The sequence below is a fragment of the Parabacteroides sp. AF48-14 genome, from assembly GCF_003477465.1.
Classification (GTDB): Bacteria; Bacteroidota; Bacteroidia; order Bacteroidales; family Tannerellaceae; genus Parabacteroides; species Parabacteroides acidifaciens.
Genome location: NZ_QUDI01000003.1, coordinates 36,582 through 49,399, shown reverse-complemented (window position 1 = coordinate 49,399; position 12,818 = coordinate 36,582). Strand labels below are relative to the sequence as shown.

Genomic DNA, 12,818 nt, shown 5'->3' with positions numbered 1-12,818 from the left:
TTTAGAGCATCAACGGAAAAGGAGAAGATTAATGAAGAATTCTGGTATATTAACGTAGGTCCTAACGTTAAGAGTAAAATACCATAATTCTTTGCGAATATCATATAAGCCTTTAAATGTGCTTGGCTGTATATTTGTACGGCAGACTTATGTCTGTCGTCTGATTGTCCATTCTTTTAACAAATAAAATATTATGATACCACTTTATCAAGAACTACCATTTACGAGCAATAGTTATATAAACTTCTATAAAGAAGATTTGCCTCATTTTATTGTTCCGTGGCATTATCATCCGGAAATTGAAATCATGTATATATTAGAGGGCATAGGCACGCGTTTTGTTGGTGATCATATAGGTAGATACCAAGAAGGAGATGTTTGCATGGTAGGGCCGAAACTACCTCATGAATGGAGAAATGACGATGAGTTTTTTACACAAGGAGCAGGACTGAAGGCTTCTTGTTTATGTTTGTTTTTTCTGAAAGATATTTTTGAAGCTAATTTGATTCGTCTGCCGGAGATGTCTAATATACGTCAGCTTATAGAACGTTCTAGAAGAGGAATTAAGTTTGTAGGGAAATCCCGGGATGCCATTGGCTCTTTTATTCAGCGGTCGGTAAATGATACCGGAGCGTCCCGTATTATTAACTTTATTTCTTTGTTAGAATGATGGCTACCACTGATGAATACGAATTGTTAGCGAGTATCGGCTTTACGGAATCTGTTAATTCTTCTGATTTTGAAAGATTTGATAAGGTATATCAATATATGATGAAGAATTTTATGAAACCGATTAAATTAGAGGAAGTGGCATCACTGGTTGGGCTTACTCCTAATGCTTTTTGTCGCTATTTTAGAGGACGAACGAAGAAAACATTTATTCAATATCTGAATGATATAAGAATTGGTCATGCCAAAAAGTTATTGATTGAAGGACGTATGAAGATTTCGACATTGAGTATGGAGTCCGGTTTTAATAACTTATCAAATTTTATTGAGCAGTTTAAACGCTCTACGCAAATGTCCCCCTCGGAATACCAGAAGAAATTTGGGGTAAAAAACCAAAAAGTTATATGAATTTGGAATTATGGTAAAATACCAGAAATGTGTGTGAGAATTAAGAAATAAGATAATATCGGATTACTATATATTTGCAATATGATATTCGAGATATAGTTAACAGTTGTAATTCTAATAATAGAAAGCCTATGAATATAGAAATATTTGAATGAATAGTTTTGTCACACGATTGTAAATTATCCTGTTTGAGTACTAATATGAATAGAAGAAATTTTATAAAACAAACTACAATAGCCGCTTTAGGGAGTCTTACTGCCTTAGATACTCTTGGTTCTTCTAATAAGGATACGATGGCTTTTGAGACTGGGAGGAGAAATGTTTCACCTCGTGCAATTACTATGTGGGATTTTTCTTGGTTGGAGCGCCGTTGGCCGGGTGCTGGTTATGAAGACTGGGATATAGCATTGGATGAATTGCAGGAACGTGGTTATAATGCAATACGTATTGATGCTTATCCACATTTGATTGCAGAAAACCCGACTAAGAAGTGGTTATTGAAAGAAGTTTGGAATCAGCAGGTCTGGGGTAGTCCGGATTTGAATGAAGTACAGGTTCAACCGAATTTGAATAGATTTCTATTGAAGTGCAAAGAACGTGATATAAAAGTTGGACTTTCTTCTTGGTACCGCCAGGATATAGATGATGTTCGAATGAAGATAACGACCTCTGATAAAATGGCTGATTGTTGGATTTCGGCTCTTCAATCTATAGAACAGGATGGATTACTGGATACCATATTGTTTGTAGATTTATGTAATGAATGGCCGGGGAATTTATGGGCACCTTTCTTTTCTTCACAGTATCCTCATGTTGTATGGGGGCAGTGGTATAAGGAAGAATCTCTTCGATGGATGAAGCAGGCTTTGAGTCGAATGAAGGAAAAATATCCGGATATACCTTTCCTTTTCTCGTTTGATTGTGGTGATGTTTATAAATATGAAGAAATAGATACTTCATTTTTGGATTTGTATGAACACCACATTTGGATGGTTCACCAGAATAATAGTGAGTTTTATAAGATTGTAGATTATAAAGACGGACAATTTTCTCCAGAGGCATATAAAAAAGTGGTGAAAGTTGCAGAAAATCTTTATCAGGATAAACCATTGTACTGGCAGAAACTTTTGACTGATAAAATTAAACTGATGGGAAAAGTGGCAAAAAGAGTAGGCCGCCCTCTTGTTACGACGGAATGCTGGGGTATTGTAGATTATAAAGATTGGCCTATGTTAAATTGGGATTGGGTGAAGGAACTTTGTGCTTTAGGCACTGTCACCGCTGCTCAAACCGGTATGTGGGCCGGGATAGCTACCAGTAATTTTTGTGGGCCTCAGTTTGTAGGAATGTGGCGTGATATAAAATGGCATCAGGAGATGACTGCAATAATCAGGTCTGCTGAGTTGGATGAATCTATTATCATGAATAATGAAGTAGCTGCTAAATTATTGAGACGGCTCTAAATTTCAATCTTCAAAAGTCTCAAATAAAAAAATATAGGCAAGGACGTTTTTTGTCTTTGCTGGGGATGTTGCATTTTTTTAATAATGATTAATCAATTAAATTGATTCTTTTATGGAGAAGAAGAATAGGACTTTTTATCTGGTTTTCATTTCCGTTTTTCTGCTTTTAGGAAACTTGATCGCAGAAGCTCAAACGGGAAGAACTATTTCCGGAATTGTTGTTTCAGAGGTTGATAATGAGCCTTTGATTGGTGTAAATGTAGTTCAGAAAGGAACTACAAATGGTGTAGTTACAGATCTGGACGGGAAATTTACTTTAACTGTTCCGGATGGGAGTGTTTTACAAATTTCGTATATTGGATATCAGGAACAACTTCTGACAGTTAAACCTAATATCGCCGTTTATCAAGTAGCGTTGAAAGAAGATTCGCAGGCTTTGGAAGAAGTGGTGGTAATAGGGTATGGCATTCAGAAAAAAAAGCTGGTGACTGGTGCTACCGTACAGGTGAAAGGCGATGATATCCAAAAATTGAATACAGTAAGTGCTTTAGGTGCTTTACAAAGTCAAACTCCGGGTGTGAATATTACTCAATCATCCGGTATGCCGGGAGAAGGCTATAGTGTGACGATACGAGGGTTGGGTACTACTGGCTCTTCGGGCCCATTGTATATTATAGATGGCGTGACGGGTGCAGATATTAATAATTTGAATCCAGCTGATATAGAGTCTGTTGATGTGCTGAAAGATGCTGCTTCGGCTGCTATTTATGGTTCACGTGCCGCAAATGGTGTCGTATTGGTTACCACAAAACAGGGGAAAGCAGGAAAGGCTTCTATTTCTTATGATGGATATTTTGGCGTTCAAAACGTGTATAAAATGGCTCCGACGCTAAATGCCCAGGAATACGCCATGATACAGAATGAAGGTCGGCTGATGGATGGCCTGCCTGCTTATGATTTTAGTTCTTTGGTTCCTAATTGGGAAAGTTATTCGAATGGGACGAATAAAGGAACAAACTGGTTGGATGCCATGAGAAATGAAAATGCACCGATTCAAAATCATGCATTGAATATCACTGGAGGTAGTGAACAGTCTGTTTATTCTATGGGTATTTCGTATACTTCACAAGAAGGTATTTTGGGCAAACCTGTACAGCCTAAATATGACCGTTATACATTTCGTCTGAATACGGAACATACATTGTTAAAAAATAATGATTTTGATGTGATTAAGTTTGGTGAAAATTTAACTTATTCATATAGTGAAAAATCAGGCATATCAATCGGTAACCAGTACCAGAATGATATTAATGGTGTGTTGAAAGCAAACCCATTCCTTCCGATGTATGACGAAAACGGTGATTATCATTATGCATTGGCTTGGGATCCGACTGGTGAAAATCCTATAGCGCTGATGGAGTATGCACACGGTCAAAATTTGACAAAAAAGCATAATATCAAGGCTAATGCATATGTAACCTTGCAACCAGTTAAAAACTTGAAAATTAAAAGTAGCTTTGGCTTGACGATGGAAGCGAATGCTTATCGTAGTTTTGAGCCGGTTTATGAATTGGCTTCTAACGTATATAATAAGGAGAATGAAGTGACTCAACAGATGTATATCAGTTCCGGATGGCTTTGGGAAAATACGATTAGTTATGATTTTAAAATAAATAACGATCATAGTTTTAGTGCAATAATCGGTCAGTCGATGGAAAGAAGCGGTTTAGGGGATAATTTGTCCGCCAGTAATGTGAATTCAATTTTTAATGATTTTGAACATGCATATCTGAATAATACAACTGTTATCTATGCCGATAAAACAACCGTAGGTGGATCTCCCTATATGAAAAATAAGATTTTACAGAAAAGGAGTATTGCATCTTTCTTTGGACGTGTAAATTATGATTATAAAGAAACTTATTTGTTGACTTTGGTAATGCGGGCTGACGGTTCTTCTAATTTTGCAAAAGGAAATCGCTGGGGATATTTTCCTTCAATTTCTGCAGGTTGGATTATGAGTAATGAAGCTTTTATGGAGTCGACAAAGAATTATCTTGATCTTCTTAAAATTCGTGCCAGTTGGGGACAAAATGGTAATCAAGATATTGATCCGTTCCAGTATCTGGCTACGATCTCATTTTTGAAATCTAATTATTTCTTCGGCCCGGATAAGCAAACGATTTCTTCTGGTGCATATCCTGATATTCTACCTAATAAAGATGTTACTTGGGAAACTTCCGAACAATTGGACTTAGGTTTGGATGCTCGTTTCTTTGGTGGCCGTTTGGGGCTCTCTTTCGATTATTATTTGAAGACAACTAAGGATTGGCTTGTACAGGCTCCAATTCTGGATTCCTATGGAACAAGTGCTCCATATATAAATGGTGGGGATGTTCGGAACCAGGGGATTGAAATGGCTTTGAATTGGAATGATCATGTTGGTGATTTTACTTATGGAGTAAATTTGAATTTATCTCATAATAAAAACGAGGTAACCCGTATTGCTAATTCAGAAGGTATTATTCATGGTAGCCCTAATATTTTGAGTGAAGGTACTACTGAAATGTATCGCGCACAAGAGGGATATCCTATCGGTTATTTTTATGGATACAAAACTTTAGGTGTTTTTCAGAGTGAAAAGCAAATAGCAGAGTATTCCGGTGCCAAGCTTTCCGGGACAGCTCCTGGCGATTTGATCTTTGCGGATACTAATAAAGACGGTGTAATTGATGATAATGATAAATGTATGATTGGTAATCCTCATCCTGATGTAATAATGGGGCTTACTTTTAATTTAGGTTATAAAGGATTTGATCTGGGAATAACAACTAATGCTGTATTAGGCAATCAGATTGCCAGATCGTACCGGTCATTTGCCGATCAACCGAAGGAAAATTATACCACTGATATTTTGGGACGTTGGCATGGTGAGGGGACCTCTAACCGCTTACCTCGAGTAGCGTCTGGAACAAATACAAATTGGTTATATATTTCTGACATATTTATAGAAGACGGTGACTATTTCCGTATTCAGAACGTCACATTAGGGTATGATTTTAAAAAATTATTTCCACGTATTCCATTGGGACAGGCCAGACTATATGTTACAGCCCAGAATCTGGCAACTTTTACTAAATATTCGGGTATGGATCCTGAGATTGGATATGGTGCGGACAAGAGCTGGGTTTCCGGCATAGATGTCGGTTTTTATCCGAGTCCAAGAACATATATGGTAGGTGTTAATTTAAAATTCTAATAGATTTGAAATATGAAAAAGATAGCATTTCTTATATTACTCGTTTCTTTTATTACAGGTTGTGACTCTTTTCTGGATTCAGACAATTTAGTAAAGAAAGACACTTCTAATTTTCCGGAGACTTCACAGGATGCATTGGATGCACTGACCGGGGTGTATACAGTATTACCGTCTGTGAATGTTAATCAGTGTACTTTTCTGGTATCTGAATTATTGTCTGATGATCGTTTGGGAGGTGGAACATTAGTGGACCGAAGTTGGGGGGCCATTGATCAATTGAAGAAGATAAATGATGATATGTTTCCTGATTTTTGGAAAAAAATGTATCAAGGTATTTTTCGAGCTAATATGTTGTTGGAAACTCTTGATGTTGTAAAAACATGGGAAAAGCCAGAATTGAAAGATCAGATTGCTGCAGAAGCTCGATTTTTACGTGCTTACTTTTATTTTGACCTGTGTCGAATGTTTGGAACGGTTCCATTAGTACTAACAACAGAGGCGGTTAATAATCCAAGAGCTGAAGTAAAAGACTTGTATGCCCAGATAGCAGATGATTTAATATATGCGATTCAAACTTTACCGAATAGAAGGTATGAAGCAAAAGACGGTCAGTTGGGGCATGCAACCAAATGGGCTGCCGAATCATTGTTGGCACGTGTTTATTTATTCTACACAGGGTATTATAAGCAGGATGTATTGCCTTTACCTGACGGAGGTTCTATTACAAAGCAAGAGGTAATTAATTGGCTGGATGATTGTATTAATAATAGTGGTCATGGGCTGGTATCTAATTTCGGTAATTTATGGCCTTATGCGAATTCGGCTACGGCTCCTGATTATAAGTTTGCTGCAGATAATAATTTGAACTGGGTCGGTGATGATCAGAATAATGAAACAATTTTTGCGATTAAATATTCTGCAATGGGTAACCATTCGACTAGTATCTATTATAGTAATCAGCCAGTGCTTTATTTTTCTATTCGTGAACAGCCTGATTATGAAAATATTTTTCCATTTGGACAAGGTTGGGGGGCCGGTACTGTAAGTACAAATTTGATCGAAGATTGGGAAGCAAGTGAACCGAATGATTTTAGACGTACAGCATCTATTCTGGATGTAAATAATCCGGATGAAAATATCAAAAGTTATACTTGGGGAGCCAGTATGCAAATTCAGGAAACAGGTTATTGGCAGAAAAAATATATAGCGATCAATGCCCATCAGGCAAAATCGGATGGCACAACAGCTTGCGTAAATTATAGTTGTGTATTATATGGACGTACCCCAGATTTTCAAATTGATAATACACAGGATCAAGTGATTATTCGTTACGCAGATGTCTTATTGATGATGGCGGAATTAAAAAAAGATGTAAGTTATCTGAATCGGGTGCGTGAGCGTGCAGGTTTAGCCCCTTTGGCAGTTTATACGGATAAGGCTTTGCAGGATGAACGTCGCTGGGAACTTGCTTTTGAAGGTGTCCGTTATTATGATTTACTCCGCTGGGGGATTGCGGCAGAAGCTCTTGGAAAGCAAAATGGAGTGAAAGTGAAAAATAATGGTGTGGATGATGTCATGAATATGGGGAATCTGGTACAGCGTCTTCAGGAAACAGGTGGATTTATGCCGATTCCTAAAACTCAGATTGATTTATCTGCAGGGGTACTTGAGCAAACTCCGGGCTGGGGAAATGAAGCTTTGTATTAATTAATTAGTTAAATGAATTTATATGAAAAGGATAATAATAGCTCTTTTTTCGTTATTGGCAATATTTCAATTGTCCTGTAATCCGATAGAAGAAGAGCATAAACAAGGAAGTACTATTGCTGAAAGTGAATTGAATTTGGATGTTTACCCACTTACAGAAGGTGGAAATAAAATCGTAATGATAAATAGAACTCCAATGATTGGATCTCATTGGAATTATGGTTCGGGAATTTCCGTTCGTCAGCAAGACACCGTATTAGTCCCGTTTTTAGGGGAAAAGGAAATCGTCTTTACTGGAATTTGTTCTGGAGGAACTGTTTCTACTAGTCGAAAGGTGATAATTGATAAAATTTTGTATCCGATAGAAGATGAATGGGCTCTTTTTGCTGGTACTGATAGGAACGGTAAAACCTGGATGTGGGATTATACCAGTCCGGATGATGTTGTTTGGGGAAATGGGGGATACCCGGGAAATATAGCTCCCGCTTGGGCTACGATCAAAGCTGGTGATATGGACGAGCAGGATCCAGAAGTCGGAAAGGATGGAGTTATGCTTTTTGACTTGAATGGGGCGGCTAATTTCACTAAAATAAGTCAAACTGGACAGGTGGTAGAGAGAGGTAGTTTTCAATTTGATATGACCAAACAGAAACTAATGGCGGATGGAACACCTTGGTCTATTGGTACATTAACAATTGTTGACGGTACTGTGCTGAAAGGAGTTTCTCCTAATGAAGGAGGAAAAACTGTCCATGAATTTGATATACTGAAACTGACAGAAGATAAAATGGTATTGGCTCATGTTTTAAATAATGGATGGGAGGCTTGGTTTTGGTGTTTTAAAGTGAAAAAGTAAGGAGGAGGAGTAAGCTGGGAATAAGAGGATTAATCTTGGTTCCCGGCTTATATTTGAAATCTGGTGTGGAATCGGTAAACTGTTTTGTAGTATGAAAAGGATAGTTCTGTTTTGTATTTTACTTTGTCATTGTTTTTATCTTTCTGCTCAATATGAAAGAGCGGCACAATGGGAAGAAAAGATTCAGGAGTTAAGAGATAAAAATAGTAAAGAAGGGATTAAACAAGGTTGTGTTTTATTTATAGGAAGTTCCACTTTTACAAGATGGGGAGATACGCAGAAATACTTTCCAAATTCTGTTGTTGTGAACAGAGCCTTTGGAGGCTCTATGATGTGTGATCAAATATATTTTTTTGATGAAATTGTCAAACCATTTAGTCCCAGACAGATTGTTATTTACGAGGGCGATAATGACTTGAATGAAACGTCGACAACTCCAGTGCAGTTTATGGAAGATGTAATTTGTATGAGTCGCCTTATCCATTATCATTATCCTAAATGTCAGATATTACTTGTCTCTATTAAGCCTTGTCCGGCACGGGTGAAATCTTTTGATAAATATAAGGAAGCTAATAATCTTATGAGAGAGTATGCTGCATTATATGATTATATAGACTTCGTAAGTGTATGGGATAAGTTTGTAGATAAAAATGATCGTCCTATTATGAAATATTTTATGGATGATCAGATTCATATAACTCCTGATGCTTATCTTCTTTTTAAAGAGGTGATGGAAGATAAGCTATTGAAAAAAATAAATTAATAATATGACAAAGGTATATTGGTTTAGTTTGTTTACCTTTTTATTAATAGGGGGACAAGCTATAGGACAAAATAAATTGAATTTTGGGCGGACTGTCAGACAGCCGGTAAATGAACTCCCACGTTCAAAATCAACTCAGGATATTTTGAAACGGAAGGCTTATCAATCCGTTTCCGGAAAACTGAGTTTGGATGATGACGGAAACTTTTTGTTGTCCGGTGGCTGGGAAATGATCGAAGGATATAAGTTGGCTGGAAGGGGAATGTCTTTATGGGATATTCAAACCAATGCATCTGAATGGTATAATGCAGTTGTACCGGGTACGGTCTTGACAACTTTAGTGGAGCAATCCGTATATCCGGATCCTTATTATGGATTGAATAATTTACTTATACCGGATACGCTTTGCCGTATGGACTGGTGGTATCGGATTTCTTTTGCTGTTCCTCAAGATAATAATGATTCAGACTATCAGATATTATTGAATGGTATTAATTATAAAGCAGATGTTTGGTTAAATGGTAGCCGTTTAGGAACTATAAATGGTGCTTTTAAAAGAGGAATATTTCCTGTTACTGATTTATTGGATAAACAAGGCTTAAATACATTGGCTATTCATGTTTTTCCGCCTAATAATCCAGGTATTCCTTTTGAGGAAACGAAGGAATGGTTTGGCGGAAACGGGGGGGGCTCTTTGCTTGGATGGACCAACTTTTATATCTTCGGAAGGATGGGATTGGATACCAGGTATCCGAGATCGAAATATTGGTATTTGGCAAGATGTTAGATTGATGCGAGTAGGTGATGTTATTATGGAGGATCCTCAGGTTATAACGGACTTACCTTTACCTGATACTACTTATGCGGATATCACGATAAAGATACCCTTGGTGAATAATACTACAGAAGAACAAATTTTCTTCGTAAATGGGAAGATCGGAAATGTTTCATTTTCACAGAAAGTAGCGTTGAGCCCGTTAGAGCGGAAAGAAATATGTTTTACATCGGAAAAGTTTGAACAACTACGTTTTCAAAACCCTGCTTTATGGTGGCCGAATGGTTATGGAGCACAAGCTTTGTATAAGTTGAATTTGACTGTAATACGGGACAATCAGGCTTTACAAACAAAAAATATTCGTTTTGGTATTCGTGAACTTTCTTATAAACTTATGGCGCAAACTCCAGACAAGAGAAATGTGCGCTTTCAATATAGTCCTACAGATGTAGAAGAGAAGGGAAAACCTTTGTTTAATTATAAAAAACGAATTGCAATAGAAAATCCTGCTTTTCCACAAGTAGTTATTCCAACATTAGCAGATGGAACTATACGGTATTTGCAGGAAGAAGTGAATCAGTCGGAAAATCCATTTTTGACTATTTGTGTAAATGGAAAACCGATCTTTTGTCGTGGCGGAAATTGGGGTATGATGATGGGATGAAACGTGTGACCCGTGAGAGGCTTGAGCCTTATTTCCGTTTGCATAAGGATGCTAATTTTACAATGATTCGAAATTGGACTGGAGAGTCGACGGAGGAACTATTTTATACTCTCTGTGATGAATACGGCTTGCTTGTATGGAATGATTTTTCCCTTTCAACTCAAGGGTATAATTTGGAACCATTGGACGATGAACTATTTCTTTCGAATGCTCGGGATATTGTTTTGCGTTTTCGTAATCATCCTTCTATCGCCATATGGTGTCCACGTAATGAAGGGTATGCACCAGATATATTGGAAGATGGTTTTCAAGAAATAGTTAATACGGTGGATGGGACCCGACATTATCACGGGAATTCAAGATGTTTAAATCTTTGTCCAAGTGGTCCTTGGCATTATATTGACAATCAATTGGAATATTTGACTGAAAGAGCGAATGGTTTCAGTACGGAATTGGGAGCACCTTCTGTTCCAACAGTGGAAACTCTTCGTAAATTTATACCGGAAGAAGATCTTTGGCCGATTGGAGATGTTTGGTATTATCATGATTTACATTATGAAAGTTTTGATTGGAAAAATTATATCCGCGATGTGGAAAAATTAGGAATGGCTCCATCTCGTAGTGCGGATGAGTTTTGCTCGCGAGCTCAGTTTATTAATTATAATCTGTATCGTAATATGTTTGAAACTTGGAACCAGAAGATGTGGAATTATGCCAGTGGATTATTGTTATGGATGAGTCACCCGGCATGGCCGAGTGTTATTTGGCAGGTATATTCGTATGATTATGAAACTCACGGGGCATTCTATGGAGCAAAGAAAGCTTGTGAGCCGATACATGTACAATGGAATTCAGTTAACGGGAAACTACAAGTCATAAATACAACCCTTGGAAAAATTTCGAACGCAAAAGCATCATTTAAAATATATAATTTAAAAGGCCAAAAGTTGTATGAGAAAAAAATATCGGTAAACTTAGATGCTAATGGATTAACTGATTGTATGGAAGTTTTTGTTCCATCAGAAATCAATGAATTATCATTGGTCAGAACCCAGTTGTTAGATCAAAAGGGGCATACCATTTCCTACAATGATTATTGGGTTAATCCTGCTGCTCCTTCAAATTTCTCTGTTTTGCAAAAAGGAGGGAAAGCTAAACTGCAGCTAAAATCAAAGAAGGTAAAGAAAACAGAGGAGCGAATATTGATCCAGGCTGAAATAAAGAATAATTCAGATCTGGTAGCAACAGGAATCAAGGTCAACGTGCGTGACAAAGAGTCCGGACAAGCTTTACTTCCAGTGTATGTGTCAGAAGGTTATTTTAATCTATTGCCAGGTGAGTGCAAACGAATAGATATAGAAATGCCTGAAAAGCAAGGCTATAAAGAGTTTTATTTGTCATTTGATGAATGGATTAGATAGAAGGTGGAATCAATGTAAAAAAAGGATTATGAAAGTAGATAATATTTATGTACCTGAAGTTTTTTTTACCAATAATTGTCTTACAGGAGAAAATGTTGTAAAATCAACTCGTTTATTGGGGGATTTGGATGGTGTATTCCAAGATAAGGATGCTTTTGAGCAAATGGATAGAGACCGGATTATTTATCAGGTCAGTAGTTTTCTTCCTGTTGTGGAAAATACACCAGGGGGACTGTTTATGGGGATCACATTACTTTATCCGGGTAAAGTAGGGCAAGAATTTTTTATGACTAAAGGGCATTTTCATACCAATAGCAATCGTGCAGAATTTTATTGGGGAGTTGAGGGAGAAGGCATGCTAATCCTAATGGATGAGCAAAGAAATGTATGGGCCGAACGAATGTTTCCGGGTAGTTTGCATTATATTCCCGGGAAAGTCGCACATCGTGTAGCCAATATAGGTTATCAAAAATTAGTTTTTTCTGCTTGTTGGCCTTCTGATGCCGGACATGATTATGCGACAATTGCAGCAGAAGGGTTTGCGCGTAGTTTGATGGATGTAAATGGGGTTCCCACTTTATTATGAAAGGTCTGGATATGTATACTATAGGAATTGATTTGGGAGGAACTTTTGTTAAAATAGGTTTGGTTGAATCTGGTAAGGTGTTAAACTTTAAAGTTTTGCCGGCTCATTCAGAGAAAGGACTTAGAAATAATTTACCAGAAATAAAAGATACGATAAATCTCTGGAAAAGACGAATAAAAAGGGACAAATGTCTTCGTAATGCCTGTCAATAAGGCGTTTGCGAAGACAAATGAGGACAGGCGAAAAA

10 protein-coding genes and 1 pseudogene are annotated in these 12,818 nt (G+C 37.3%); all 11 read left to right on the top strand.

Annotated elements, in window-relative coordinates; all coding sequences use genetic code 11:
- Nucleotides 1-193 precede the first annotated feature (193 nt).
- The 11 genes and pseudogenes from DW083_RS02360 to DW083_RS02320 all read left to right on the top strand — a co-directional run bounded on the left by DW083_RS02360 (nucleotide 194) and on the right by DW083_RS02320 (nucleotide 12,783).
- Nucleotides 194-1,077: pseudogene (locus DW083_RS02360) on the top strand (AraC family transcriptional regulator).
- A 200-nt stretch (nucleotides 1,078-1,277) separates the two neighbouring features.
- Nucleotides 1,278-2,540, top strand: a complete 1,263-nt coding sequence (locus tag DW083_RS02355) for a cellulase-like family protein (RefSeq protein WP_122331295.1) — start codon at nucleotides 1,278-1,280, stop codon at nucleotides 2,538-2,540.
- Between the two features lie 112 nt (nucleotides 2,541-2,652).
- The gene (locus DW083_RS02350) at nucleotides 2,653-5,799 is read left to right on the top strand and encodes a TonB-dependent receptor (RefSeq protein ID WP_122331294.1); all 3,147 of its coding nucleotides are present in this window, start codon (nucleotides 2,653-2,655) and stop codon (nucleotides 5,797-5,799) included.
- A 12-nt stretch (nucleotides 5,800-5,811) separates the two neighbouring features.
- Nucleotides 5,812-7,506, top strand: coding sequence for a RagB/SusD family nutrient uptake outer membrane protein (locus tag DW083_RS02345; RefSeq protein WP_122331293.1), 1,695 nt, complete (start codon nucleotides 5,812-5,814; stop codon nucleotides 7,504-7,506).
- Between the two features lie 22 nt (nucleotides 7,507-7,528).
- Nucleotides 7,529-8,362: a hypothetical protein gene (locus tag DW083_RS02340; protein ID WP_122331292.1), complete on the top strand. Its 834-nt coding sequence runs from the start codon at nucleotides 7,529-7,531 to the stop codon at nucleotides 8,360-8,362.
- A gap of 91 nt (nucleotides 8,363-8,453) precedes the next feature.
- Complete coding sequence (locus DW083_RS02335; RefSeq protein WP_115499944.1) at nucleotides 8,454-9,125, top strand: GDSL-type esterase/lipase family protein; 672 nt, start codon at nucleotides 8,454-8,456, stop codon at nucleotides 9,123-9,125.
- A 4-nt stretch (nucleotides 9,126-9,129) separates the two neighbouring features.
- Complete coding sequence (locus tag DW083_RS22405) at nucleotides 9,130-9,912, top strand: hypothetical protein (protein ID WP_233551701.1); 783 nt, start codon at nucleotides 9,130-9,132, stop codon at nucleotides 9,910-9,912.
- 4 nt (nucleotides 9,913-9,916) lie between these two features.
- Nucleotides 9,917-10,564: a hypothetical protein gene (locus DW083_RS22400; RefSeq protein WP_233551700.1), complete on the top strand. Its 648-nt coding sequence runs from the start codon at nucleotides 9,917-9,919 to the stop codon at nucleotides 10,562-10,564.
- Entirely contained in the window at nucleotides 10,561-11,985 is a 1,425-nt protein-coding gene (locus tag DW083_RS22395; protein ID WP_233551699.1) for a glycoside hydrolase family 2 TIM barrel-domain containing protein, read from the top strand. The genes DW083_RS22400 and DW083_RS22395 overlap by 4 nt, the downstream gene beginning before the upstream one ends.
- 28 nt (nucleotides 11,986-12,013) lie before the next feature.
- Nucleotides 12,014-12,571 carry a glucose-6-phosphate isomerase family protein gene (locus DW083_RS02325; protein WP_115499965.1) on the top strand — a complete coding sequence of 186 codons (558 nt, stop codon included), beginning with the start codon at nucleotides 12,014-12,016 and terminating at the stop codon, nucleotides 12,569-12,571.
- A gap of 11 nt (nucleotides 12,572-12,582) precedes the next feature.
- Entirely contained in the window at nucleotides 12,583-12,783 is a 201-nt protein-coding gene (locus tag DW083_RS02320) for a hypothetical protein (protein WP_233551698.1), read from the top strand.
- Nucleotides 12,784-12,818 lie beyond the last annotated feature (35 nt).